This window comes from Amycolatopsis lexingtonensis, from assembly GCF_014873755.1.
In the GTDB taxonomy this organism is placed as follows: domain Bacteria; phylum Actinomycetota; class Actinomycetes; order Mycobacteriales; family Pseudonocardiaceae; genus Amycolatopsis; species Amycolatopsis lexingtonensis.
Map to the genome: position 1 here is coordinate 7302466 of NZ_JADBEG010000001.1, position 24550 is coordinate 7327015.

A 24550-nucleotide genomic window follows, 5' to 3' on the forward strand; every position below is an offset into this window, starting at 1 on the left:
CCTTTCGTGGTGGCTGCCGCCACGATGACCGGGCCGGCTGACACGGGCCTGACACCGCTCGGACACCGGCGGCCGTGGCAAGATCTGCCTGGTGCAGATCGGGATGCTGGGTCCATTCGAGGTCCGCGCGGACGACGGCGCGCCGGCCGACGTGCCGGGCGCCCGGTTGCGCGGCCTGCTGGCCGCCCTCGCGCTCGACCCGGGACACGTCGTCCCGAAAGCGACGCTGGTCGACTGGATCTGGGGTGAACAGCCGCCGGCCGACGCCGCGAACGCGTTGCAGCGCCTGGTTTCCCGGCTGCGGAAGGCGCTGCCGGACGGGTCCGTCGACGGGCAGCCGACCGGCTACCGGCTGCTGATCGGTCCCGACGACGTCGACGCCGTGCGGTTCGAACGCCTCGCCGCCGATCCGAACCGGCTCCGGGAAGCTCTCGAGCTGTGGCGCGGTCCGGCCCTGCAGGACGTCGACCTGCCGGAAAGCGCGGCGCTCGAAGCCGCGGCGACCCGCCTCGAAGCCCTGCGACTGACGGCCATGGAGGAGTACTTCGACGCGGAGCTCAACCTCGGGAACGGCGCGAAGGTGGTCGCCGAGCTGACCGATCTGGTCGCCGCGAACCCGATGCGCGAACGGCTGGTCGCCGCGTTGATGCGGGCCCTCGTCGCGAGCGGCCGCGACACCGAGGCACTGCTCGTGTACCAGCGCACGAAGGACGCGCTCGCCGATTCACTCGGCGTCGACCCCTCACCGGAACTCTCGGCCCTGCACGTCGCGCTGCTGCGGGGCGAGCTGGCGCGGCCGGAGGCGGACCGGAAGACCAACCTGCGGGCCGAGCTGACCAGCTACGTCGGCAAGGACGCCGACGTCACCGCGGTCGGCGAGCTCATTTCCGAGCACCGGCTCACCACCGTGATCGGCCCGGGCGGGTCCGGGAAGACCCGGCTGGCCACGGAAACCGCGCGGCAGCTGCTGAGCGACCTGCCGGACGGCGCCTGGGTGGTGGAGCTGGCGGCCATCGGCGCCGACGGCGACGTCGCGCAAGCCACGCTCGGCGCGCTCAAGCTGCGGGACGCGCTGCTCGGCGAGGCACCGGACGCGGAGCCGACGGACCGGGTCATCGCCGCGCTCCGCGAGCGGTCGATGCTGCTGGTGCTGGACAACTGCGAGCACGTCATCGAGTCCGCGGCGGCGTTCGCCCACCGCGTCCTCGGGGAGTGCCGGCGGCTGCGGATCCTCGCGACGAGCCGGGAGCCGCTCGGCATCACCGGCGAGGCGTTGTGGCAGCTCGCGCCGCTGATGCTGCCCGGCCCCGACGCCGACCCGGCGGAGATCGAGGCCGCCCCGGCCGTCCGGCTGCTGCGCGACCGGGCCGGCGCGGTGCGCAAGGAGCTCGCGACCGACGACGCCGCTTTGCCGACGCTGGCCCGCGTCTGCCGGGCGCTCGACGGGATGCCGCTGGCGATCGAACTCGCCGCCGCGCGGCTGCGCACCATGTCCCTCGACCAGCTCGCCCACCGGCTCGACGACCGCTTCCGCCTGCTGACCGGCGGCAGCCGCACCGCGCTGCCCCGGCACCGGACGCTGCGCGCGGTCATCGACTGGAGCTGGGAGCTGCTGACCGACGCCGAGCGCGTCGTGCTGCGGCGGCTCTCGGTGTTCGCCGGCGGGGCGAGCCTGGAAGCGGCCGAGCGAGTCTGCGGCGGCGACGTCGTCGAGGAGTGGGAAGTCCTCGAGCTGCTGACCGCGCTGACCGAGAAGTCCCTGGTGGTGGCCGGCGAGCGCGATGGCGTGCAGCGGTACCGGATGCTCGGCACGATCAAGGAGTACGCCGAGCAGCGGCTCGCGGAAGCGGGCGAGACGGAATCGGCGCGTCACGCGCACCTGGCCTACTTCACCGAACTCACCGAAACCGCCAAGCCGCACCTGCGCGAAGCCGACCAGCTGGCGTGGCTGGCGAAACTCGAGGCCGAGCACGAGAACATCGCCGCGGCGATGCGTGGTGCGCTCGCGGCGGCCGAAGCCGAAGCCGCGATGCGCCTGGCCGCCGGCGCCGCCTGGTACTGGTGGCTCGGCGGGCACCGCGCGGAGGGCAACGAGCTGGTCCTGGCGGCCACGGCCGTACCCGGCGAGGTGCCGGACGTCCTTCGCGGCGTCGTCTATTCGTTCGTCGTCCAGTTCGTGACGTCCGGGCAGCAGAGCGACGAATCCCAGGCGGTGGACTGGATCCGGAAGGCCTACGAAATCAGCCTGCGGCACCCGGACGGCGACATCGAGCTGCGGTTCGCTCCCGCGCTGGAACGCCTGCTGCACGGGCCGGACGCGGCGCTGACCGCGTTCGAACCGCTGCTCGCCGACGAAGACCCGTGGGCCCGCGCGGTGGCCCGGCTGCAGCTCGGCAAGATGCGGATCCAGCTCGGCCACGGTGATCGCGAGGCGGACGAGCACCTCGAGACGGCGCTCGCCGAGTTCCGCGCGATCGGCGAACGCTGGGGCATGTCGTTCGCGCTGACCGAGCTGGCTGATCGCATCGCCGCGCGCGGCGAGTTCGCCGGCGCGTGCGCGCACTACGAGGAAGCCGTCGTGGTGGTCACCGAGGTCGGGGCCACCGAGGACGTCGTGCGGATGCGGATGCGGCAGGCCCAGCTGTACTGGCTGCTCGGCGAGGCGGACGCGAGCGCGACCGCGCTGGCCGCCGCGCAACGCGCCGCGGAACGGGTCGCCTGGCCGAACGCGCTGGCCGAGCTGGCGCTGTCGAAGGCGGAGCTCGCGCGCTGGCGCGGTGACTTCGAGCAGGCCCGCCGCCAGCTCGAAGTCGCGACCACGATGCTGGGCGACGACGCCGGGCTGCCGACCGTCCGCGCGGTGACCGGGGACCTGCTCGGCTACCTGGCTTCGGACATCGGCGAGTCCCGCGAGCACCGGGCCGAGGCCTTCCGCGCGGCGTCCGAGACCGGGCACCCGCTGATGATCGCCCGGGTCATCGTGGGGATCGCGGACCTCGCGCTGCGCGGCGAAGAGCCCGCGCAGGCCGCCCGCCTGCTCGCGGCGAGCGCTGCCCTGCACGGGCTGCCGGACCGGTCCCACCCGGACGTGGCCCGGATCGAAGCGGAAACCCGGCGTCGCCTCGGTGACGAGGGGTTCACCGAGGCGACGCGGGAGGGGACGGCGGCGAGCTGGGACGAGCTGGCCGGCGTCACGCTCGCTTCGTGAACTTCGCCCGCGCCCAGACGTAACCGATCACGGCGATCCCGGCGCACCAGGCGATCGCGGCGATCGCGTAGCCGGTGGAGGGCGTGCCGGTCAGCAGCCCGCGCACGGTTTCGATGATCGGCGTGAACGGCTGGTATTCGGCGAATTCGCGGAGACCGGGACCCATTTTGTCGGCGGGCACGATCGCGCTGCTGAAGAACGGCAGCATCACCAGCGGGACGGCGGCCATTCCCGCCGTTTCCGGCGTTTTCGCGGCCAGTCCCAGCGCGACGGTGAACCAGCCGGCCGCGAAACCGAGCAGCACGATCATGCCGACCACGCCGAGCCAGTCGAGGAAACTCGCGGACGGGCTGAACCCGAGCAGGAAAGCCACGCCGACGAGAGCCGCGATGGCGATCAGGTTGGTGAGCACGCTCGCGACGACGTGGCCGGTGAGCACCGCGCCGCGCGAGACGTCCATGACCTTGAAGCGGTTGATGATTCCCTTCGTCATGTCGGAGTTCACCGACGTCGCCGTGGCGCCGAGGCCGTAGCAGATGGCCAGCAGCATCAGGCCCGGCGTGGCGTAGTCGACGTAATCGACGCCGACGTCGAAAGCGTCGCCGAGCATGTACACGAACATCAGCATGATCACGATCGGCATCAGGACGGCGTTGAAGACCGACGTCGGATTCCGGGCGATGTGCTTGAAATTGCGGCGAAGCATGACTGTGGCGTGGGTGCTCATCGGGAAACAACCTCCGTGGCGTGGCCGGTGAGGGCGAGGAAGACGTCGTCGAGATCGGGGGTGTGGACGGAAAACTCTTCGGCGGTGAGCGCGTATTCGTCGAGCCGGTCGAGCAGGGCGCGCAACGATTTCGAGCTCCCGTCGCCGGGAACGCGCAAAGTCAGTGCTTCGTCGTCGCGGGTGGCGTCGGTGAGGACGCGCGCGGCGGCGTCGAGCTCGGCGGCGGTGGCGAACCGGAGCCGGACGTGGGTACCGGGCAGCCGGCGCTTGAGCTCGTCGGCGGTCCCCTCCGCGACGAACCGGCCCTGGTCGAGCACCGCGATCCGGTCGGCGAGCTGATCGGCTTCCTCGAGGTACTGCGTGGTGAGGAAGATGGTGACGCCGTCGGCGACGAGGTCCCGGATGATCGCCCACATCGTCCGGCGGCTGCGCGGGTCCAGGCCCGTCGTCGGCTCGTCGAGGAAGATGATCCGCGGGTTGCCGACGAGCGTCATCGCCAGATCGAGCTTCCGGCGCATGCCCCCGGAGTACGTCGACGCCGGCTTGCCCGCCGATTCCGTGAGCTGGAAGCGGTCGAGCAGGTCGGCGACGACCCGCTTGCCGTCCTTGACGCCGCTGAGATCCACCATCAGCTGGAGGTTCTCTTCGCCGGTGAGCAGCTCGTCGACGGCCGCGAACTGGCCGGTGACCCCGATCGCGGACCGGACCTTCTTGGTCTCGGCCGCGATGTCGTGGCCGGCGACGCTGATCGTGCCGCCGTCGGCCTTGAGCAGCGTGGTCAGGACGTTGACCATCGTGGTCTTCCCGGCGCCGTTCGGGCCGAGGAGGGAGAAGATCGTCCCCGCGGGGACCTGCAGGTCGATGCCGTCGAGCACGACCTTGTCCTGGTAGGCCTTCCGTAGCCCGGAAGCCGTGATCGCCATTTCTGTCATGGGAGCACTGTGTTCGGCCGGCCTGACACCGACCTGACCTCACCCTGACACGGGCGCTGTCACGTCAGTCCTGTGGCGTGAGCAGCACGATCGGGATCACGCGGTCGGTCTTGCCCGCGTATTCGTCGTACAGCGGGAAGATGCCCGCCATCATCGGCCAGAGCGTCTCGCGTTCGGCTGCGGACGCGACCCGCGCGCGGGCGGTGAACCGGCGGGTGCCGGCCTGGACGCCGACATTTGGATTCGCCTGAAGGTTCTTGAACCACGCGGGATCGTCGTCGGAACCGGCCTTCGAAGCGACGACCACGAAGTCGTCCCCGGAGGTGCCGTAGATCAGACAACAACGTCGCGGGGTCCCGGTCCGGCGTCCGGTCGTGGCGAGGATCAGCGTGCGGAGACCGTTCGACTCGTGTCCCTCGGTTCCCCCGGAGTCCAGGTATGTGCGGGTTTGCTCGGCGACCCAATCCCAAGCCGAGTCGGTGGCGCGGTCGAGGTCATCGGCGACGGCCATGACAGTTCCCTTCAGCTGAGTTCTTCGACGAGCCCGACGATCACGCCCGCGGGACCACGGACGTAGGCGTACCGGCAGTAGTCCTGGTACCGCGCGACTTCGCCGACGAGTTCACCGCCGTGGCCGCGCAGGCGTTCGAGGACGTCGTCGACGTCGTCGATGACGAAGGTGATGCGCGGGATGCCCGGAACGTTCACGGGAGCCCACGGCGCGTTCTTCGTGGTGGTCGGCGTTCGGAAGGTCGAGAGCTCGACTCGGCCGTGCCCGTCCGGCGTCCGCAGGAAGGCGATGTCCGTTTTGACGCCGTCGAGCCCGATGAGCTTGTCGGCCCAGTCCCCCTCGACCGTGGTCTCGCCTTCGAGCTCCATGCCGAGTTCGACGAAGAACGCGACGGCGGCCGCGAGGTCCTCGACCACGTAACCGGTGTGGTCCAGCCGGTGGATCGCCATGATTGCCTCCCGTGTCACGCGGCCTCCGTGGCCGCTCGTACTCCTGGGACGGAGCCGGCTTCGGGTTCTCGACAATTTCCGGTACGACAAAGGCCAGGTCTTCGGACCTGGCCTTTGTCGTCGTGCTGTGGAGCTGAGGGGAATCGAACCCCTGACCCCCGCCTTGCAAAGGCGGTGCTCTACCAATTGAGCTACAGCCCCGGACGCGGACGGCGCACCGCCCGCGGAAAACCTCAGTTGTGGGAAGCGCCCGCCGGCTTGGCCGGGGTCGTGCCGTTGTTCGAGGGGACCGGCGCGGTCGCCTCACGCCAGAGGTCGGCTTCGGCCTTGGCCGCCTTGTTGCGCTTCACGACGAACAGGACGCCGCCCGCGATGACCGCGAGTGCCAGCAGCTTCTTCACCGAAGCCCCCTTCTCAGCTTGCTTCCCTTACCCCGCGATGTTACTGCACCGCCCGCGAAGTGATGTCGGGTGCCGGTGGTTCCACGTGGAACCACCGGTAATCGACGTCACACGTCCGGGGAAATACGGGGCCCGGGTGTCCTGTTGTACCCACTGGTCGGTGCGCCCACCGTGTCCCCCGGGCCTCAACCACTGCCTTCGCGGAGTTCCGTTCGGCTGGAGCCGCGATGCGCCTCATCGCCGAGAGGCGACCGTGGTGCGCATCGACCGTGATTGCTCAGCCCTGCCGGTCTTCTCTTCCCGGCAGGGCTGACCTGTATCCGGGACATCTCAGGGTCGAGCCCTGATGTCGTCACCTTCCGCCAAAGACACCCTCGGAAGGGAAAGTCGTCAACGGAAGGAGTTCCCGGATGCGTGCCGCCTTGATCGCCGGTGCCGCCGCCCTGCTCGTCGCGACCGCCGCGTGCAGTTCCCCGACCCCGCCGGCCGCCCCCGCACCACACTCGGTCGACCAGGCCCAGGCGGCCCGGATCGCCACCGGCAAGTACGGCGGGCGATCGCTGGGCGTGGAGCAGGACACCGCGCGGGGACAGCCGAGCTGGGAAGTCGAGATCGCGGACAGCGCCCAGGGCCGCATCGAGGTCGACGTCGCCCAGCGGACCGGCGCCGTGCTGACGATGGAGCGGGACTGATCACACACCCGGTTCAGGAGCAGCACCCCTCGGGCTGGGTCGCCTTGTCGACCTGGCCGGTCTCGGCGTCGGGCGTGCAACACGTGGCCGGGGCGGTGAGGGCGGCACTGTCGGAGCCGAAGGTCTGCGAGTCGGCCTTGACCGTGTAGACCTCCCACGGCTCCTGGCCGGGGCCGTGCACCCACACCTTGTCCTGCACGGCGTAGCAGCAGGTGGTGTTGTCCTCGGTCAGCGTTTCCAGACCCTCGCCGGTGAGGCGCTTGCCGGCCTCGCTGACCTGGTCGATCGACTCGACCTCGACGCCGAGGTGGTCCATGACGGTCGCCTGGCCGGGCTCGCCCTCCAGGAGCACGAGCTTGAGCGCGGGCTCGGCGATGGCGAAGTTCGCGTACCCCGGACGGAGCTTGGCCGGCTCGGTGCCGAAGAGCTTCGAGTAGAAGTCGATCGAGCCTTCGAGGTCCCCGACCCGCAGTGCGAGCTGTACCCGTGACATCCCGTCCTCCTTGAATAGACGTTCATCGAAACAGTGACGAGGCTCAGATTGCCCCCTGAATAGATGGATGTCAAGATAGACACATGCCGAAACAGCTGCCGATCGTCGCGCTGGACGCCTGCTGCTCCCCGCTCTCCCGCGAACCGCTGAACGAGGGCCAGGCCGTCGAACTGTCGAAGCTGTTCAAGGCGATGGCCGACCCGGTCCGCCTGCGGCTGCTGTCGCTGATCGCCTCCCACGGCGGCGGCGAGGCGTGCGTGTGCGACCTGACCGACGCGTTCGACCTGACCGGCCCGACCATCTCCCACCACCTGAAGGTGCTGCGCGAGTCCGGCCTGATCACCGGCGAACGGCGTGGGACCTGGGTCTACTACCGCGTCCACCCCGAGGTGCTGGCCCGCCTGTCGGCCGTGCTCGTCCCTGGTGACAGTCCCGTTCCGGGGTGATCCCTCGCGCCGGCTCTCTTTATCGTCTATCGTCGATTAACGATGAAGGGAAGTGCTGTGCTGGACCGTGCTACCGCTGAGACCTACGCCGGTTGGTTCCGGGCGCTGGCCGACCCGACCCGGGTGCAGATCCTCAACCTGCTGGCCCCGACCGGCGCCCCGATGACGGTCGGGCAGATCGTCGACCAGGTCGACGTCGGCCAGTCCACCGTGTCCGCCCACCTGAAGATCCTCACCGAAGCCCGGTTCGTGCTCGCCGAAGCACGCGGCACGTCCCGGCTCTACCAGGTCAACGAGCGCTGCGTGTCGTGCTTCCCGACCGCCGCCGACGTGGTGATGGGCCGCGGAGTCCTGCCGTTCACGGCCGTCACCTGCGAGACCACCCGATGAACCCCGACGCCGTTCGCGAGCGCTATGCCGCCGCTGCCCGCCGGGCGCTGGACGGCGAGGGAACCGGTCTTCTAGCCGGCGAAGGAGACGCCGAACGGCTCGGCGCCGTCCACTACACGGGCGAAGAAATCCCGGCCGAGGTGTCGGCGGCCAGCCTGGGATGCGGGAACCCCCTGGCCGTCGCCGACCTGCACCCCGGGGAAACGGTGCTCGACCTCGGTTCCGGCGGCGGCCTCGACGTCCTGCTCTCGGCCCGCCGCGTCGGCCCCACCGGCCGCGCCATCGGCCTGGACATGACCGACGAAATGCTCGCCCTCGCCCGCCGCCACGCCGAGCAGGCCGACGTGGGCAACGTCGAGTTCGTCAAAGGCACGATCGAGGACATCCCGCTGCCGGCCGCTTCGGTCGATGTGGTCATTTCCAACTGCGTCATCGCGTTATCGCCGGACAAGCCGGCCGTGTTCGCCGAAATCGCCCGCGTCCTGCGCCCCGGCGGCCGCCTCGGCATCACCGACATCCTCGCCGACGACACCCTCACCGACGCCGAACGCACGGACGCGGTCGAATGCCTCAGTGGCGCGCTCACGGCCTCGCGCTACCGGGCTCTCCTCCGCGACGCCGGGCTGGCCGGAATCGACATCCGCGTCACCCACGAAGTCGGCGACAAACTGCACTCGGCGATCATCCGCGCCGACCGCCCGGCGCCGGTCCGCATCGACACGATGACGTCCGACCACGGTGGAGAGGTGTTGACGATCTACCAAGCCGGGCTCGACGGCGGGCACGCCAGCTTCGAAACCACGGCGCCCGACTGGGCCACCTGGGACGCCACCCATCTCCCCGACCACCGCCTGGTGGCCCTGGATCCCGCCGGACGCGTACTCGGCTGGACCGCGGTCTCCGCCGTTTCTTCTCGGTGCGTGTATGCCGGTGTCGTCGAGCACAGCGTTTACGTCCACCCGAACGCTCAGGGCCGGGGTATCGGCCGCGCATTGCTGAGGGCGCTTGTCGCCTCGACCGAGGCGGCCGGGATCTGGACGATTCAGAGCGGCATCTTCCCCGAGAACACCGCGAGCAGGGCACTTCACCGTGGCGCCGGCTTCCGCGAAGTAGGTACCCGCGAACGAATCGGCCGGCATCACGGCCAGTGGCGCGACGTCGTGATGATCGAACGGCGAACGCAGCGCCTGCGATCTTGAAGGCCAAGTCGTCACCGGCGTTCGTCAGTCCCAGTAGTTGAAAAGTGCTTCGCCGAGGTTGCCAGGCCGCCAGTACTTCATGTCGTCCGACCGGACGTCAGGCCAGTCCGCGGGATCGAATGGGCCGTTCAGCTCGGACGGGGGGAGCACCTCAAACCCAGGCAGCTCCGCCAGGACAGCCATCAGCGCAGGAACGTCTACAAACGTCAGCGGGCCTGAATCGCGAACGTCGTCGACGAACTGGATGGTTCGGGGCTCTGCGACGGCCAGTATCGCCGAGTCGCGGGTGCAGACTACGGCGACCGTTCGATCGCGATAAGTGATGAGCGCCTGGTGGAAGTTGGGTGTCACGTCATCGGCGAGGCGGAACTCGACCACCTCACCGCCGACACGGCGGGCAGCTGTGTGACAGGCAAGCCGGAAGTTGCGGATGTCCGTCATCCAGCGAAGATATCCGCTTCCCCCACGCAGGCAGCAAAAAGCCCGGCTCACGAGACGCGAACCGGGCTTGACCTGCGTGGGCCTACCAGGACTTGAACCTGGGACCTCTTCGTTATCAGCGAAGCGCTCTAACCGCCTGAGCTATAGGCCCTTGAACGAGGAGAACTTTACAGGACCCCCGGAGGGGTCCTGCAACCGGGTCACTCCCGTTCCGACAGCGTGACTTCGAGGCCACCCGCCAGGTCCGCGGACACGTTGTAGATGAACGCGCTGACCGTCGCCAGCGCGGACACCAAGACGATGTTGATCGCGCCGAGGATGGCCGCGATGCCGAAGACGCGGCCCGCGCTGATCAGGGGTTCCGACGACGCGTTCGCGCCTTCGCCGCCGACCAGGGACGAGTACGTGCCGTTCAGCTTGTCCCAGACGCCCATGCCGTCGAGGACCGTGTACAGGACGCCGACCGCGACCAGCCAGACGAAGAACATCGCCACGCCCAGGACCAGGGACAGCTTCAGGACCGACCACGGGTCGAACCGCTTGACCTGCAGCGATGCCCTACGCGGGCCGCGACCTGGTCGCCTCAGTGCGCTGGGGCGGGCTCGCTGGGTCGACGCCGAGGGCACCGCCTGCTCGCCGCCCGGTGGGGTGTCGCCGCTGCCGCCGAAGAGGCGGGGGGCGGCGCTTCCGGTCACCACCGGGCGCTGGTCCGGGGAGACCGGCTGGGTCTCTCCGGCCGGCGGCTCCGTGGCCAGCTTGACCGTCGCTTCGGCGTCGCCTTCCTTGTCGACCCGCTGCCAGGGCGGGCTGGCCGGCGTTCCGTTCGAACCCGCTGCCTCGGGATTCTCGGATGGTGTCACGAAGAGTCAGTCCTTACCCGTGCCGTGGGGCCGCCGTCGGAGAGCAAACTTACTGCTCCGGCGTGGCCGTCGTTTCCTCACCCGCGTCAGGTGCTTCCGGAGCCGGCGCGTCCTCGGGGGTGTCACCGTTGGCGACGTCCGAGGGCTCGTCCGCGTTGCGTGCGACGGCGAGAAGAGTGGTTCCTTCGCCGAGATTCATCAGCCGGACCCCCTTCGTCTGCCGTCCTGCCTTGCGCACGTCGCCCGCCGGTGTGCGGATCACGCCGCCGCTCGAGGTGATCGCGTAGAGCTCGTCCTCGGCGTCGACGATGAGCGCTCCCACCAGCCTGCCACGTTTGCGGTCGTGCTGAATGGTGAGCACGCCCTTGCCGCCGCGGCCCTGGACCGGGTAGTCCTCGATCGGCGTGCGCTTGGAGTACCCGCCGTCGGTCGCGACCAGCAGGAACTTGCCTTCCTTGACGACGCTGATGCCGAGCAGCTCGTCGCCGTCGTTGAAGCGCATCCCCATCACGCCGGACGTCGGGCGGCCCATCGGGCGCAGCGCCTCGTCGGTCGCGTGGAAGCGGATCGACTGGCCCTCGGCCGACACCAGCAGCAGGTCGTCCTCGGCCGCCGCGAGCACCGCGCCGACCAGCTCGTCGCCTTCGCGCAGGTTGATGGCGATGAGGCCGCCGGAGCGGTTGGAGTCGAAGTCGGTGAGCTTGGTCTTCTTGACCAGGCCGCGCTTGGTCGCGAGCACCAGGTAGGGCGCGACTTCGTAGTTCTTGATCTGGATGACCTGGGCGATCTGCTCGTCCGGCTGGAACGCCATGAGGTTCGCCACGTGCTGGCCGCGCGCGTTGCGGTTGGCCTCGGGCAGCTCGTAGGTCTTGGTCCGGTAGACGCGGCCCTTGTTCGTGAAGAACAGGATCCAGTCGTGCGTCGAGCAGACGAAGAAGTGCTGGACGATGTCGTCCTGCTTCAGCGTCGCGCCCTGCACGCCCTTGCCGCCGCGCTTCTGCGAGCGGTACAGATCGGTTTTCGTCCGCTTGGCGTACCCCGTGCGGGTGATGGTGACGACGACGTCCTCGACCGCGATGAGCTCTTCGTCGGTGACGTCGCCGCCGAAGCCGACGATCTGGGTGCGCCGGTCGTCGCCGTACTTCTCGACGATCGCCATCAGCTCGTCGCGGATCAGCGCGCGCTGCCGCTCCGGCTTCTCGAGGATGTCCTTGAGGTCGGCGATCTCGAGCTCGATCTCGGCCAGCTGGTCGATGATCCGCTGGCGCTCCAGGGCGGCGAGGCGCCGCAGCTGCATGTCGAGGATCGCGGTGGCCTGGATCTCGTCGACGTCCAGCAGCTCCATCAGGGCCGGCCGGGCTTCGTCCGCCGAGGGCGACCGCCGGATGAGGGCGATGACCTCGTCGAGCATGTCCAGCGCCTTGACGTACCCACGCAGGATGTGGGCCCGCTCCTCGGCCTTCTTCAGGCGGAACTTGGTCCGCCGGACGATGACCTCGACCTGGTGCTTCACGTAGTGCCGGATGATCTGGTCGAGCCGCAGCGTGCGCGGCACGCCGTCGACCAGCGCCAGCATGTTGACGCCGAAGTTCTGCTGCAGCTGGGTGTGCTTGAACAGGTTGTTCAGCACGACCTTCGCGACCGCGTCCCGCTTGATCGTGACGACGATCCGCATGCCGGAGCGGCTGTTGGACTCGTCGGCGATGTCGGCGATGCCGGTGAGCTTGCCGTCGCGGACCAGGTTCGCGATGTTCTCGACCAGGTTGTCCGGGTTGACCTGGTACGGCAGCTCCGACACGACCAGGATCGTGCGGCCCTTCGCGTCTTCCTCGACCTCGACGACCGCGCGCATCCGGATCGAGCCGCGGCCCGTGCGGTAGGCGTCTTCGATGCCGGACGTGCCGAGGATCATCGCCTTGGTCGGGAAGTCCGGGCCCTTGATGCGGACCAGCAGCGCGGCCAGCAGCTCGTCGTCGGTCGCCTCGGGGTTCTCCAGCGCCCAGACGACGCCCTCGGAGACCTCGCGCAGGTTGTGCGGCGGGATGTTGGTCGCCATCCCGACCGCGATCCCGGAACCGCCGTTGACCAGCAGGTTCGGGAACCGCGACGGCAGGACGTCGGGCTCCTGCGTGCGGCCGTCGTAGTTGTCGGAGAAGTCGACGGTGTCTTCTTCGATGTCGGCCAGCATCTGCATGGCCAGCGGCGCGAGCCGGGACTCCGTGTACCGCATGGCGGCCGCGGGGTCGTTGCCCGACGAGCCGAAGTTGCCCTGGCCGTCGATCAGCGGGTAGCGCAGCGACCACGGCTGGGCGAGCCGCACCAGCGCGTCGTAGATCGCCGAGTCGCCGTGCGGGTGGTAGTTGCCCATGACGTCGCCGACGACGCGGGAGCACTTGTTGTACCCGCGGTCCGGCCGGAAGCCGGAGTCGAACATCGAGTACAGGATCCGGCGGGCGACCGGCTTGAGGCCGTCGCGGACGTCGGGCAGCGCGCGCGACACGATCACGCTCATCGCGTAGTCGATGTAGGAGCGCTGCATCTCCTGCTGGATGTCGACCGGTTCGATCCGGTCGTTTTCCGGAGCCGGCGGCAGGGTTTCCGTCATGGGGTCCTTCTCGGGTGCGGGTGGTCCAGGCGGGACAAGAGCGGGGGACGCCTACACGTCCAGGAAGCGCACGTCCTTCGCGTTGCGCGTGATGAACGAGCGGCGGGCCTCGACGTCCTCGCCCATCAGGACCGAGAAGAGGTCGTCGGCCTGGGCGGCGTCGTCCATCGTGACCCGGCCCAGCAGGCGGTTCGCCGGGTCCATCGTGGTCTCCCACAGCTCTTCGGCGTTCATCTCGCCGAGACCCTTGTAGCGCTGGATCGCGTCGTCCTTCGGCAGCTTCTTGCCGGCCTCGACACCCGCCTTGATGACGGCGTCGCGCTCGCGGTCGGAGTAGGCGTACTCCGGCTCCGTCCGCGGCCACTTGATCTTGTACAGCGGCGGCCGCGACAGGAAGACGTGGCCGTGCTCGATCAGCGGGGTCATGAACCGGAACAGCAGGGTGAGCAGCAGCGTGGTGATGTGCTGGCCGTCGACGTCGGCGTCGGCCATCAGCACGATCTTGTGGTAGCGCAGCTTCGAGAGGTCGAACTCGTCGTGGATGCCGGTGCCCAGCGCGGTGATCAGCGACTGGACCTCGGTGTTCTTGAGGACGCGGTCGATGCGGGCCTTCTCGACGTTGATGATCTTGCCGCGGATCGGCAGGATCGCCTGGTACATCGAGTCCCGGCCCTCCTTGGCCGAGCCGCCGGCCGAGTCACCCTCGACGATGTAGAGCTCGCACTCCTCCGGCTTGGTGGAGCGGCAGTCCTTCAGCTTTCCCGGCAGGCCGCCGATGTCGAGCGCGCCCTTGCGGCGGACCAGGTCGCGCGCCTTGCGGGCGGCCATCCGGGCCTGCGCCGAGGAGATCGACTTGTTGATGATCGTCTTCGCCTCGGTGGGGTTGCGCTCGAACCAGTCGGCCAGCCACTCGTTCGACTGCTGCTGCACGAACGTCTTGGCCTCGCTGTTGCCCAGCTTGGTCTTGGTCTGGCCTTCGAACTGCGGCTCGCCCAGCTTGATGGAGACGATGGCGGCGAGACCCTCGCGCACGTCGTCACCGGTCAGGTTGGCGTCCTTCTCCTTGAGCAGCTTCTTGTCGCGCGCGTACGCGTTGACGACGCGGGTCAGCGCGGCGCGGAAGCCCTCTTCGTGGGTGCCGCCCTCGTGCGTGTTGATGGTGTTGGCGAACGTGTAGACCGACGGCGTGAACCCGGTGTTCCACTGCATCGCGACCTCGACCTCGAGGCCGGTGCCCTTCGCGTCGAAGGAGATCACGCTGGGGTGGATCGGGTCCTTGCTGCCGTTGATGTGCTTGACGAAGTCCTCGAGCCCGCCCGGGTAGCAGTAGACCTTCTCCTTGACGCGGGCGACCTTGCCCTCCGCGTCTTCCTCGGTCTCCTCGTCGGCGACGCGCTCGTCGCGCAGGGACAGCGTCAGCCCCTTGTTGAGGAACGCCATCTCCTGGAGCCGGCGCGAGATCGTCTCGAAGTTGTACGTCGTGGTCTCGAAGATGTCGCCGTCGGCCCAGAACGTCATCGTCGTGCCGGTCTCGGTCGCCGGGCCGAGGTCCTCGAGCGGCCCCGGGATCTGGTCGGTGTACAGCTGGCGCCAGCTGCGGCCGCCGTACTTGACCTCGGCGAGCAGCTTCGTCGAGAGCGCGTTCACCACGGAGATGCCGACGCCGTGCAGACCGCCGGACACCGCGTAGGAGTCGCTGTCGAACTTGCCGCCCGCGTGCAGCTGGGTGAGCACGACCTCGATGGTCGGCTTGTTCTCCTTGGGGTGCATGTCGACCGGGATGCCGCGGCCGTCGTCGACGACGCGCACCCCGCCGTCGGCGAGGAGAGTAACCTCGACCTTGGTGGCGTACCCGGCCATCGCCTCGTCCACGGAGTTGTCGACGACCTCCTGGACGAGGTGGTGCAGGCCGCGTTCACCGGTGGAACCGATGTACATGCCGGGGCGCTTGCGGACCGCTTCGAGGCCTTCGAGCACCGTGATCGACGACGCGTTGTACTCGTGCTTGTTCTCGGTCACCGGCGTTGTTTCTCCTCGTCTCGCCCGAGCGGACGCTCGCTCCCTCTCAGTGTACTTGGCCGCGTCCGCTGACATGCGGCAAGGACACCCCTGAACGCGTCACAGACGAACGAAATCGGTTCGAGCCGAGTCTTGACGTATCTCGGGAGGTCTGGATGCGTTCTCGGGGCATTCAACCGAGCAACGCGCAACCCGGGTCAGCCGTACGTGTCACGCGGGCCGCGCCCCGGCACGTGCCGGGGCCCTTTCCGCCAGCTCGGGGCGGTCGGACCCTGGATCCGCATCCGCTTGACGACGCCGTTGCCGACGCCCGCGGCGATCTTGTGCAGCAGTTTTCCCTGCAGCAGCCGGAGCTGGGTGGCCCACGCCGTGGAGCTCGCGCGCACGGTGAGTTCGCCGTCCTTCAGCGCGACCGGCTGGGCGTGTTCGGCGACGTCTTCGCCGACCAGGCGCCCCCACTGGGCGAAGACGCGGGCGGTCGTGACACTCTCGTTCCAGCCCCGGTCGGTGACCAGCCGGGAGACGAGCCGGCCGAGCGGCTGCGGGTCGCGCGGGTCCGCTCCCGGCCCTGACCAGCGGCGACGCCGGGGGTTCTGCCCGCTACCGCCACCGACGGTGCGCCGCCGGTAGCCCGGTGAGGTGCCCCGCTCCTTGGCCTTCGCCTTGGCCGCTTCGAGCGCGGCGTGGGCGAGGTCGCGTCCGGTCGGGGGTGCCTCGTTCGGCCCAGCACCGCCGTCACGCTCAGTGCCAGCCGGCGGCTTGGTGCCGCTTTCGGGCGTTTTACGCCACCTATCTGGCCGTACGGTCACGGGCAGCGATAACTCATTCACCGTGTTATCCACACTGTCCACAGGTTTGTCCCCAGATCGGGTGCGGTTTGTGCGGCCCGTCACACCGGGTGGTCTCTCGTCGTGCTCAGCCACGCGTGATCTCGCCATCCGCCACCACGAACCGGCCGCCGGCCAGCTCGCTGGGCACGTCTTCGTCGACCGCGGCGGTCACCAGCACCTGCTCGGCGCTCGCCGCCACTTCGGCCAGCCGGGCCCGGCGCTTGCGGTCCAGCTCGGCGAACACGTCGTCGAGCAGCAGCACCGGTTCGCCCGCCTCCCCGCGCAGCAGCTCGTAACTGCCGAGCCGGAGAGCCAGCGCGAACGACCACGACTCGCCGTGGCTCGCGTAGCCCTTGGCCGGCGCCTCGCCCAGGATCAGCTCCAGCTCGTCCCGGTGCGGGCCGACCAAGCTGATCCCGCGCTCGAGTTCGGCCTTCCGGGCTTCACCGAGCGCCTTGAGTAAGACGTCCTTGAGGACGTCGGGTTGCGCGCGTTCCCCGTCCGGTACGCCGTACGTCTCCGGCAGGGCGGCACCCAGCGACGACCGGTACGCGATCTTCGCCGGCCGGGAGTCGGGCGCCACCCCCATGTACGCCGCGGCCGCGTGCGGCCCGAGGTCCGCGACGAGGTTCAGGCGCGCGGCCAGCAGCTCCGCGCCCGCCACCGAAAGGTGGTCGTCCCAGACTTCCAGCGTCGACAGCGCGTACGGGTCTTCGCGGCCCGTACGTCGTTTACCCGCCGTCTTCAGCAAGGCGTTGCGCTGCTTCAACACCTTCTCGTAGTCCGCGCGGACCCCGGCGTACCGCGGCGCCCGCAGCACGAGCAGCTCGTCGAGGAACCGGCGTCGCTCGCCCGGGTCGCCCCGCACGAGCGCCAAGTCCTCCGGCGAGAACAGCACCGTGCGCAGGATCCCGAGCACGTCTCGCGGCCGGCCGACCGCGCCGCGGTTGACCCGGGCGCGGTTCGCGCGGCCCGCCGTGATCTCGAGCTCGACGGTCAGCTCGCGGTCGTCGTTGACCACCGCGACCCGCACCAGCGCGCGCTCGCAGCCGTGCCGGATCAGCGGCGCGTCCGTCGCGACGCGGTGCGAGCCCAGCGTCGCGACGTACCCGATCGCCTCGAGCAGGTTGGTCTTGCCGCGACCGTTCTGGCCGACCAGCACGGTCGGCCCCGGGTCGAGCGCGAGATCGGCCTGCGGCCAGGAGCGGAAGTCGGTGACCTGCAGGTGACGCAGATGCACCCGGAACTCCTTATCCGCCGACCTTCTTCACGGCGTGCCCGCCGAACTGGTTGCGCAGCGCGGCGACCGCGCGCATCGCGGCCGAGTGCTCCTGGCGCGAAGCGAACCGCGCGAAGAGCGCGGCCGAGATGACCGGCGCCGGCACCGCGTTGTTGATCGCCTCTTCGAGCGTCCACCGGCCTTCGCCGGAATCCTCGACGTAGCCTTCGAGGTCGTCCAGCTCCGGGTCCTCGTCGAGCGCGCGCACGAGCAGGTCGAGCAGCCAGGACCGGACGACCGTGCCGCGCTGCCAGCCCTTGATCACCGCGGGCACGTCGTTGACGACCTTCGCGGCCTCGAGCAGCTCGAAACCTTCGGCGAAGGCCTGCATCATGCCGTACTCGATGCCGTTGTGGATCATCTTCGCGTAGTGGCCCGCGCCGACGTCGCCGGCGTGCGAGAAGCCTTCTTCGCGCGGGCCTTCCGGTCGCAGCGCGTCGAAGATCGGCATCGCGCGCTCGACGTCGGCGGCCGTGCCGCCGACCATCAGGCCGTAGCCGTTGTCCTTGCCCCACACGCCACCGGACACGCCGCAGTCGACGTAGCCGATTTCCTTCGCAGCCAGGAGATCGGCGTTCAGCTTGTCGTCGGTGTACTTCGAGTTGCCGCCGTCGATCACCATGTCGCCGGCGGACAGCAGGTTGCCGAGCTCGGTGACGGTCTGCCGGGTCGGCTCGCCGGCCGGCACCATGATCCACACGATCCGCGGGCCGTCCAGTTTGGACACCAGGTCCTCGAGCGACGTCGTGTCGGAGACGTCCGGGTTGCGGTCGTAGCCGACCACCTCGTGACCGGCCGCGCGCAGCCGCTCACGCATGTTGAAGCCCATCTTGCCCAGGCCGATCAGACCGAGCTGAACCATGAGATCCCCTTACGTGCTAACGAAAAGTGCGGGTCAGCCCGGCAGGCGGACCGGCATCAGGAGGTAGAGGTAGCCGGGGACGACGTTGCCCTCGGCGTCGGCGGGCTTGATCAGCGCGGGGCGGTTCGGCGTGGTGAACGTCAGCTCCGCCCGGTCGCTGTGGAGCGCGCCGAGGCCGTCGACGAGGTAACCCGGGTTGAACGCGATGGTCACCGGCTCACCTTCGTACTCGACCTGGAGCTCCTCTTCGGCGCTTCCTTCGTCGTCGCCGCCCGCGGACAACCGCAGCGAGTTGTCCCCGAACTCCAGTCGTACCTGAGTCCCCCGCTCCGCCACCAGCGAAACGCGCTTGATGGACTCGGTGAGAGCGGACACGTCGATGACCGCGCGTGAAGTGTGCGACGCGGGCAGCAACTGGCGGTACGGCGGGAATTCCGCGTCGAGCAGGCGGGTCGTCGTGTAGCGCCCGGAACCGGACAGGCCGAGCAGGCCTTCGCCGCTGGCGAGGGCGAGGCGGATGGTGGCGCCGCTAGCGCCGAGCGTCTTGGCCGCTTCGGCGAGGGTGCGAGCCGGGACGAGCACCGCGGCGTCGGCCAGGCCTTCGGCGGGCTGCCAGGTGAACTCGCGCATGGCGAGCCGGAAGCGGTCGGTCGCGACGAGGGTCAGCGAGCTGCCGGAGATCTCGAGCCGCATGCCGGTCAGCATCGGCAGGGTGTCGTCCTTGCCCGCGGCGACGACGACCTGGGTGACGGCCTGGCCGAACGCGTCGCCGGCGAGCTCGCCCGCGAAGGCGGGCTGGGACGGCAGCTGCGGGTAGTCCTCGACCGGCATGGTCGGCAAGGAGAAGCGCGCGCTGCCGCACGTGATGGTGGCGCGGGCGCCGTCGACGGAGATCTCGACCGGCTGCGCGGGCAGCGCCTTGGTGATGTCGGCGAGGAGGCGGCCGGAGACCAGCAGGCGGCCGCCGTCGGCGATGGTCGCCGGGACACCCACCGTCGCGGAAACCTCGTAGTCGAAGCCCGAGACGGTCAGCGCGTCGGTGTCGCCGTCCGGACCGGCGTCGAGGAGGACACCGCCGAGAACCGGCACGGGAGGCCGGGAGGGGAGGCTTCTGGCCACCCACGCGACGGCGTCGGCGAGCCCGTCACGCTCGACGCGGATCTTCATGCGCGCATCCTTTCGACGACCGAGCCGCGGTGGCTCGGGCCAGGCCTCTTCTCGCGGGACAGTGACCGGCTGCCCCCTCCGGCCGGTCCGCCCTCCGCGTGAGCGGCCGGAGCGCGGACCAGGTGCAGGCGTCCACGTTAGGCCGTCGCGGCGGCCGACGTCACCTCGGCCTCCCCTTGACTTTGTCGACTTGACGACACGTTCTCGCGGCTGTCCCCAACTTCGTCCATCGCCTGTTTTTGTTTTGTTCTCTCTTAGAAAAGATCTAAGGGCAGTAGCAGTAGTAGGCGTTGTGGATTGTGTGGATCGAGCTCGTTCGCGCAGGTCGGACGGCTCGCGGGCATGTGGGTAACCGTGGTGGCAGTCCTGTGGGTAGATCGGGGCGTCGGTGGATGGTTTCGGGCGGGCGCCGATTCGTCCACAGCCATCCCCAGTTGTCCCCACGGTTGTCCCCAGGTGTGGGGCGATCCGTCCCCAGGTTCTGAGGACGCCCGGAGAGGTCCGGTTCGCCCTTCCGGGTGATCGGCTCCTCCTGTGCACAGAATGTGGGCAACCTGTGGAATCAGCGTGGACAAAGGTGTGGATGCGCTGTGGATCACCTGTGGGCGGGGTGTGGACGAAATCCGCGTCGTCGCTGATGGGAGATCCGTTGGCACTGTGGGCAAACTGCCCACACCATGGGGAAACCCGCTTGTGTACAAAGAAGTTTCACGAATTTCGCGCGGGCACGCCGAAGACGACTTCGGGGCGTCCACTGTGTGCGGACGCCCCGAAGTCGTTGCGGAGTAAGGGAGAAGTGCTACTGGCGGGCGCGCTGCTTGATGCGCGACGTCAGCTCCTGCACCTGGTCGTAGATGCGCCGGCGCTCGGCCATCTCCTTGCGGATCTTCTTGTCCGCGTGCATGACGGTCGTGTGGTCGCGGCCGCCGAACGTCTGCCCGATCTTCGGCAGCGACATGTCGGTCAGCTCGCGGCAGAGGTACATCGCGATCTGGCGGGCCGTGGCGAGCGCCTTCGTCTTGCCGGGGCCGCACAGGTCGTCGAGCGTCACGTCGAAGAACTCGGCCGTGACGCCCATGATGGTCGGCGCGGTGATCTCCGGCGCGTGCGAGTCCGGGATCAGGTCCCGCAGCACGATCTCCGCGAGCCCGACGTCGACCGGCTGCTGGTTCAGCGACGCGAACGCCGTGACGCGGATGAGCGCGCCTTCGAGCTCCCGGATGTTCGCCTCGACGCGCGAAGCGATGAACTCCAGGACCTCGCCGGGCACCGCCAGCCTGTCCTGCGCCGCCTTCTTCCGGAGGATCGCGATGCGCGTCTCGAGCTCGGGCGGCTGGATGTCGGTGATGAGGCCCCACTCGAACCGCGTCCGCAGCCGGTCCTCCAGCGTCTCGAGGCGCTTCGGCGGGCGGTCGGAGCTGACGACGATCTGCTTGTTCGCGTTGTGGAGGGTGTTGAAGGTGTGGAAGAACTCTTCCTGCGTACCTTCTTTGCCTTCCAGGAACTGGATGTCGTCGACGAGCAGGATGTCTATGTCGCGGTAGCGCCGCTGGAAGGCGACCTTGCGGTCGTCGCGCAGCGAGTTGATGAAGTCGTTCGTGAACTCTTCGGTCGAGACGTACCGGACGCGCATGCCGGGGAAGAGCCGCTGCGCGTAGTGGCCGACCGCGTGCAGCAGGTGCGTCTTGCCGAGCCCGGACTCGCCCCAGATGAAGAGCGGGTTGTACGCGCGGGCGGGCGCTTCGGCGACGGCGACCGCGGCCGCGTGCGCGAAGCGGTTGGACGCGCCGATGACGAAGGTGTCGAAGGTGTACTTCTCGTTCAGCTTCGTCTTCGACGTCTGCGGCTGCGCCGGCGCGGTGTAGGGCTGGCCGGCGATCGGCTGCCCGGAGAACGTGGGCCAGATCTCGTGGACGGCGGCGAGCGCGTCGCCTTCTTCGTCCACCTCTTCGTCGGTGTCGTCCCCGTCGTCCGGCTTCGCGGCGCCGGCCTGGTGCGGCGGCAGCGGCGGAACCGGTTCGGGACGCGGCGGGGGCATCATCGGCGCGCCGTTGGCCGGCAGCGACGGGACCGGCTCGGGGGCCGCGCCGTTTTCCACCCGGCCGGGTGACGGCGCGTAGCGGGGGGCGGGGGCCGGGGCCACCGCTTCGGCGCTGTCGACCTTCACTGCGAGCGAGATGGCGCGGCCGAGCCGCCGGGAAAGCGCGTCCGTGATCGCGCCGCGCAGGCCGCGTTCGATCGCTTCCTTCGCGAAGTCGCTGGGGGCCGCCAGCAGGGCGGTGCCGTCGAGCAGGCCGATCGGGCGGGTGACGCGCATCCACGCGCGCTGCTGCGGGGACAGGGTCCCGTCCGACAGTTCGCGTACCACCTGTTCCCAGATGACACCCAGATTGTGCTGGTGCTCCGACACCTGACTGGCTCCCCTCCCCTCGTCGGCGTGGACGGCCGAACGCCCCTGGTCACGCGGCCCTAGCGCATCAGCGGACCCGCGTGTGCACCGGCACAGCGAATATCCACATAGTTGTCCACAGCTGTGCACTAATGTACGGCGACCCGCGGCGACGCCACCTGCGGGCTCGTCGTACGCCGGTGGGCACTCCACCACCCGGATACTCGTGCACCTCGACCGGTGACCCGAGAGGGGCACGCTAACAAGCCCCGCCCGCTGCCACAAGGCATCCTCGGCGGCCAGCATTTCACGGTGCACGGCGTGTTGCCATTCGGTGCCGCGGCGTCGATGATCTCGCCTCCGCGAGCCGGTCGCGTACCGTGGCCGAGGGGGTGCTTACCGGCCGCCCGACGGGGGTGCGTACCCTCGTAAGGTCTCCCGTATGCGACGGGTGCTATTCGCGTGCCCACGTTGTCGTCGCTCGTCGTGACGAGGCCACACGTTGGTAGGAGACACCAGAGACTGCCGTGCGCCCGCACGACACGCCAGGTGGGGGGAAGAGATTCTTCCCGCCCGACGCGACACACAGGAGAAGCAGTGAGCAAGGGTAAGCGCACCTTCCAGCCGAACAACCGCCGTCGCGCCAAGACGCACGGCTTCCGCCTGCGCATGCGGACGCGTGCCGGCCGGGCCATCCTGGCTGGCCGTCGTCGCAAGGGCCGCGCCGCGCTGTCCGCCTGATCCGGCACGTCGGGGCGCGCCGTGCTGCCGGCTGCCGCACGTCTGCGGCGGAGCGAGGATTTCCGCGTGGTTCTCCGTCGCGGGTCCCGGGCAGGCAGGCGTCGCCTCGTCGTCCACGCACTGACCACGGACCCGTCCGGGGCCGCCGACCAACCGTCGGCGGCCAGGGCGGGTTTTGTGGTGAGCAAGGCCGTCGGCAACTCGGTGGTGCGCCACCGCGTCTCCCGCCGATTGCGTCATCTCGTTTCCGCCAAGCTCGGAACACTGCCCGCCGGCACTTCGTTGGTCGTACGGGCATTACCGCCGTCGTCGACCGCGTCCAGCGCCGAGCTCGGGTCCGATCTCGACGCCGCGCTGCGTCGGCTGGGGCTTCTGTCGTCGCGCCGTCCGGCCGGGGATGTCCCCCGCCCGACGCGTCCCGCGGACGCGACCCCCGACCACGGATCAGCGGTGTGACCGGCATGCGAGCCACCCCCGAGCACGACCACTCCCACGACGTCGAACCCGCGCCCCCGCGCCCCGGTCCCGTCGCCTGGGTCCTGCTCCTCCCCATCAAGCTCTACCGCAAGGCGATCTCGCCCTTCCTCCCGCCGGCTTGCCGGTTCTACCCGAGCTGCAGCGCGTACGCAGTCGAAGCCCTCACCCGGCACGGTGCCGGCCGCGGCTCCTACCTCGCGCTGCGCCGGCTGCTGCGCTGCGGCCCCTGGACGCCACCCGGCCGCGACCCCGTGCCCGAGGAGTTCTCGTGGCGCCACCGACGACCTGAAACACCGATCGAGGAGTAGCAGCAGTGCTCGATTTCATCTACTACCCCGTGTCCTTCATCCTCTGGTGTTGGCACAAGGTCTTCGGGTTCATCTTCGGGGAGTCGACGGCGGTTGCCTGGATCCTCGGCATCATCTTCCTGACGTTCACCGTCCGCGGCATCATGTTCAAGCCGTTCGTGAACCAGGTCCGGTCGATGAAGAAGATGCAGGACTTCGCGCCGGAGATGAAGAAGATCCAGAAGAAGTACGCGAGCGACCGGCAGCGCCAAGCGCAGGAGATGCAGAAGCTCCAGCGCGAGCACGGCGTCAACCCGCTCGGCAGCTGCCTGCCGATGCTGCTCCAGATCCCGGTCTTCATCGGCCTGAACCACGTCCTGCGCGCGTTCACCATGCCGCCGCCCGGTGGCGGGCCGAAGACCGAGAACTACTTCTTCAGCCAGCACGACGTCGAGTCCTACGTCAACGCGAAGCTCTTCGGCGTCAACCTCGGTGAGGCCGTCTACAACGGTGTCGGTGTCGTCAGCGGCGGGGCCACGAACGTCGGCTTCCACTGGAGCGTGCTCCCGGTCGCGCTGCCCCTGATGATCGTCGCGTCGATCGCCACGCACCTCACCGCGCGGCACTCGGTGGCCCGCCAGAACGCCGCGTCGGCCACCCCGCAGACCGCGATCATGAACAAGCTGACGATGTACATCTTCCCGCTCGGTGTGCTCGTCTTCGGTGCGCTGTTCCCGCTCGGCCTCCTCTTCTACTGGCTGGCGAACAACGGCTGGACCCTGATGCAGCAGCGGCTCGTCTACACGAAGATCGACAAGGAAGAGGCGGCCCGCAAGGCGGAGGCCGCGGAGAAGCGCGCGTCGCTCGGCCCGAAGCCGGGCCAGAAGCCGACCGCGCCGAAGGTCGGTCAGAAGCCGGTCCAGCAGAAGAAGAACCAGCCGGCTCAGGGCGGCGCCCCGAAGAAGGTCGCGAAGGCGGGTTCGGCCCACGGCTTCGCCCAGACGACTTCCGCGAGCGATTCCGCGAAGGCGGACACGACGCCCACCGAGACCAACGGCCAGAACGGCTCGAAGGACAACGGCACCGACGTGCCGGGCCTTCTCAAAGACTCGACCAGGAAGTCGGGCCGGAAGCGCCGCTGAGGC

General features: G+C 69.2%; 24 protein-coding genes and 2 tRNA genes. 9 read left to right on the top strand and 17 right to left on the bottom strand.

Going from position 1 to position 24550, the window contains the following annotated elements:
* Positions 1 to 91 precede the first annotated feature (91 nt).
* Positions 92 to 3208, top strand: coding sequence for an AfsR/SARP family transcriptional regulator (locus H4696_RS33665; RefSeq protein ID WP_086857128.1), 3117 nt, complete (start codon positions 92 to 94; stop codon positions 3206 to 3208).
* On the opposite strand, the gene H4696_RS33670 is transcribed toward H4696_RS33665, so the two are convergent.
* The 6 genes from H4696_RS33670 to H4696_RS33695 form a co-directional block, all read right to left on the bottom strand.
* Positions 3192 to 3935: an ABC transporter permease gene (locus H4696_RS33670; protein ID WP_086857127.1), complete on the bottom strand. Its 744-nt coding sequence runs from the start codon at positions 3933 to 3935 to the stop codon at positions 3192 to 3194. The genes H4696_RS33665 and H4696_RS33670 overlap by 17 nt on opposite strands.
* Positions 3932 to 4867, bottom strand: coding sequence for an ATP-binding cassette domain-containing protein (locus H4696_RS33675; RefSeq protein ID WP_086857126.1), 936 nt, complete (start codon positions 4865 to 4867; stop codon positions 3932 to 3934). The genes H4696_RS33670 and H4696_RS33675 overlap by 4 nt, the downstream gene beginning before the upstream one ends.
* Positions 4868 to 4931: 64 nt before the next feature.
* Positions 4932 to 5378, bottom strand: a complete 447-nt coding sequence (locus H4696_RS33680; protein WP_086857125.1) for a nitroreductase family deazaflavin-dependent oxidoreductase — start codon at positions 5376 to 5378, stop codon at positions 4932 to 4934.
* An 11-nt stretch (positions 5379 to 5389) separates the two neighbouring features.
* Positions 5390 to 5845 (bottom strand): VOC family protein, encoded by a 456-nt coding sequence (locus H4696_RS33685; protein ID WP_143264961.1) that lies wholly within the window; start codon positions 5843 to 5845, stop codon positions 5390 to 5392.
* Positions 5846 to 5955: 110 nt separating this feature from the next.
* A tRNA-Ala gene (locus H4696_RS33690) sits at positions 5956 to 6028 on the bottom strand.
* 32 nt (positions 6029 to 6060) lie between these two features.
* Positions 6061 to 6228, bottom strand: coding sequence for a DLW-39 family protein (locus H4696_RS33695; RefSeq protein WP_086679331.1), 168 nt, complete (start codon positions 6226 to 6228; stop codon positions 6061 to 6063).
* Between the two features lie 410 nt (positions 6229 to 6638).
* Here H4696_RS33695 and H4696_RS33700 point away from each other — a divergent pair, with 410 nt between their 5' ends.
* The gene (locus H4696_RS33700; protein ID WP_086857123.1) at positions 6639 to 6920 is read left to right on the top strand and encodes a PepSY domain-containing protein; all 282 of its coding nucleotides are present in this window, start codon (positions 6639 to 6641) and stop codon (positions 6918 to 6920) included.
* Between the two features lie 13 nt (positions 6921 to 6933).
* Here the strand turns inward: H4696_RS33700 and H4696_RS33705 are convergent, their stop codons facing one another.
* Complete coding sequence (locus H4696_RS33705; RefSeq protein ID WP_086857122.1) at positions 6934 to 7413, bottom strand: ArsI/CadI family heavy metal resistance metalloenzyme; 480 nt, start codon at positions 7411 to 7413, stop codon at positions 6934 to 6936.
* A gap of 83 nt (positions 7414 to 7496) precedes the next feature.
* Here H4696_RS33705 and H4696_RS33710 point away from each other — a divergent pair, with 83 nt between their 5' ends.
* From H4696_RS33710 to H4696_RS51325, 3 genes are read left to right on the top strand one after another with little or no spacing between them, the layout of a single operon-like run.
* Complete coding sequence (locus tag H4696_RS33710) at positions 7497 to 7859, top strand: ArsR/SmtB family transcription factor (RefSeq protein WP_086857121.1); 363 nt, start codon at positions 7497 to 7499, stop codon at positions 7857 to 7859.
* A 57-nt stretch (positions 7860 to 7916) separates the two neighbouring features.
* Entirely contained in the window at positions 7917 to 8249 is a 333-nt protein-coding gene (locus tag H4696_RS33715) for an ArsR/SmtB family transcription factor (RefSeq protein WP_086857120.1), read from the top strand.
* Complete coding sequence (locus tag H4696_RS51325) at positions 8246 to 9448, top strand: GNAT family N-acetyltransferase (protein ID WP_086857119.1); 1203 nt, start codon at positions 8246 to 8248, stop codon at positions 9446 to 9448. Before H4696_RS33715 ends, H4696_RS51325 begins: the two co-directional genes overlap by 4 nt.
* A 24-nt stretch (positions 9449 to 9472) precedes the next feature.
* Here the strand turns inward: H4696_RS51325 and H4696_RS33730 are convergent, their stop codons facing one another.
* From H4696_RS33730 to dnaA, 10 genes are all read right to left on the bottom strand, one after another.
* Positions 9473 to 9889: a hypothetical protein gene (locus H4696_RS33730; protein ID WP_086857118.1), complete on the bottom strand. Its 417-nt coding sequence runs from the start codon at positions 9887 to 9889 to the stop codon at positions 9473 to 9475.
* A 77-nt stretch (positions 9890 to 9966) separates the two neighbouring features.
* A tRNA-Ile gene (locus tag H4696_RS33735) sits at positions 9967 to 10040 on the bottom strand.
* 49 nt (positions 10041 to 10089) lie between these two features.
* Positions 10090 to 10749: a DUF3566 domain-containing protein gene (locus tag H4696_RS33740; protein WP_086857117.1), complete on the bottom strand. Its 660-nt coding sequence runs from the start codon at positions 10747 to 10749 to the stop codon at positions 10090 to 10092.
* A 49-nt stretch (positions 10750 to 10798) separates the two neighbouring features.
* A complete protein-coding gene (gene gyrA / locus H4696_RS33745) occupies positions 10799 to 13354 on the bottom strand; it encodes a DNA gyrase subunit A (protein ID WP_086857116.1) in 2556 nt (851 codons plus the stop codon).
* 51 nt (positions 13355 to 13405) lie between these two features.
* Entirely contained in the window at positions 13406 to 15373 is a 1968-nt protein-coding gene (gene gyrB / locus H4696_RS33750; protein WP_086857115.1) for a DNA topoisomerase (ATP-hydrolyzing) subunit B, read from the bottom strand.
* Positions 15374 to 15570: 197 nt separating this feature from the next.
* Complete coding sequence (locus tag H4696_RS33755) at positions 15571 to 16182, bottom strand: DciA family protein (protein ID WP_086857114.1); 612 nt, start codon at positions 16180 to 16182, stop codon at positions 15571 to 15573.
* 106 nt (positions 16183 to 16288) lie between these two features.
* Positions 16289 to 17443, bottom strand: coding sequence for a DNA replication/repair protein RecF (gene recF, locus H4696_RS33760; protein WP_086857113.1), 1155 nt, complete (start codon positions 17441 to 17443; stop codon positions 16289 to 16291).
* A 10-nt stretch (positions 17444 to 17453) separates the two neighbouring features.
* On the bottom strand, positions 17454 to 18344 hold the full coding sequence (gene gnd, locus H4696_RS33765) for a phosphogluconate dehydrogenase (NAD(+)-dependent, decarboxylating) (protein WP_086857112.1): 891 nt from the start codon (positions 18342 to 18344) through the stop codon (positions 17454 to 17456).
* A gap of 33 nt (positions 18345 to 18377) precedes the next feature.
* Positions 18378 to 19511: a DNA polymerase III subunit beta gene (dnaN, locus tag H4696_RS33770; RefSeq protein ID WP_086857111.1), complete on the bottom strand. Its 1134-nt coding sequence runs from the start codon at positions 19509 to 19511 to the stop codon at positions 18378 to 18380.
* Positions 19512 to 20310: 799 nt separating this feature from the next.
* Complete coding sequence (dnaA, locus tag H4696_RS33775; RefSeq protein ID WP_086857110.1) at positions 20311 to 21921, bottom strand: chromosomal replication initiator protein DnaA; 1611 nt, start codon at positions 21919 to 21921, stop codon at positions 20311 to 20313.
* Between the two features lie 576 nt (positions 21922 to 22497).
* Between dnaA and rpmH the strand changes: the two genes are divergently transcribed.
* From rpmH to yidC, 4 genes are read left to right on the top strand one after another with little or no spacing between them, the layout of a single operon-like run.
* A complete protein-coding gene (rpmH, locus tag H4696_RS33780) occupies positions 22498 to 22641 on the top strand; it encodes a 50S ribosomal protein L34 (protein WP_003082934.1) in 144 nt (47 codons plus the stop codon).
* A gap of 21 nt (positions 22642 to 22662) precedes the next feature.
* On the top strand, positions 22663 to 23097 hold the full coding sequence (gene rnpA, locus H4696_RS33785; RefSeq protein WP_086857109.1) for a ribonuclease P protein component: 435 nt from the start codon (positions 22663 to 22665) through the stop codon (positions 23095 to 23097).
* A 5-nt stretch (positions 23098 to 23102) separates the two neighbouring features.
* A complete protein-coding gene (gene yidD, locus H4696_RS33790; protein ID WP_143264960.1) occupies positions 23103 to 23426 on the top strand; it encodes a membrane protein insertion efficiency factor YidD in 324 nt (107 codons plus the stop codon).
* Between the two features lie 5 nt (positions 23427 to 23431).
* Entirely contained in the window at positions 23432 to 24547 is a 1116-nt protein-coding gene (yidC, locus tag H4696_RS33795; protein ID WP_086857107.1) for a membrane protein insertase YidC, read from the top strand.
* The last annotated feature ends 3 nt before the right edge of the window (positions 24548 to 24550 follow it).

Bases quoted from the DNA above. Each gene is read 5' to 3' on its own strand.
- H4696_RS33670 (WP_086857127.1), bottom strand. From the start codon at position 3,935: ATGAGCACCCACGCCACAGTCATGCTTCGCCGCAATTTCAAGCACATC.
- H4696_RS33675 (WP_086857126.1), bottom strand. From the start codon at position 4,867: ATGACAGAAATGGCGATCACGGCTTCCGGGCTACGGAAGGCCTACCAG.
- H4696_RS33680 (WP_086857125.1), bottom strand. From the start codon at position 5,378: ATGGCCGTCGCCGATGACCTCGACCGCGCCACCGACTCGGCTTGGGAT.
- H4696_RS33700 (WP_086857123.1), top strand. From the start codon at position 6,639: ATGCGTGCCGCCTTGATCGCCGGTGCCGCCGCCCTGCTCGTCGCGACC.
- H4696_RS33705 (WP_086857122.1), bottom strand. From the start codon at position 7,413: ATGTCACGGGTACAGCTCGCACTGCGGGTCGGGGACCTCGAAGGCTCG.
- H4696_RS33710 (WP_086857121.1), top strand. From the start codon at position 7,497: ATGCCGAAACAGCTGCCGATCGTCGCGCTGGACGCCTGCTGCTCCCCG.
- H4696_RS51325 (WP_086857119.1), top strand. From the start codon at position 8,246: ATGAACCCCGACGCCGTTCGCGAGCGCTATGCCGCCGCTGCCCGCCGG.
- H4696_RS33730 (WP_086857118.1), bottom strand. From the start codon at position 9,889: ATGACGGACATCCGCAACTTCCGGCTTGCCTGTCACACAGCTGCCCGC.
- gyrA (WP_086857116.1), bottom strand. From the start codon at position 13,354: ATGACGGAAACCCTGCCGCCGGCTCCGGAAAACGACCGGATCGAACCG.
- gnd (WP_086857112.1), bottom strand. From the start codon at position 18,344: ATGGTTCAGCTCGGTCTGATCGGCCTGGGCAAGATGGGCTTCAACATG.
- dnaN (WP_086857111.1), bottom strand. From the start codon at position 19,511: ATGAAGATCCGCGTCGAGCGTGACGGGCTCGCCGACGCCGTCGCGTGG.
- yidD (WP_143264960.1), top strand. From the start codon at position 23,103: ATGCGAGCCACCCCCGAGCACGACCACTCCCACGACGTCGAACCCGCG.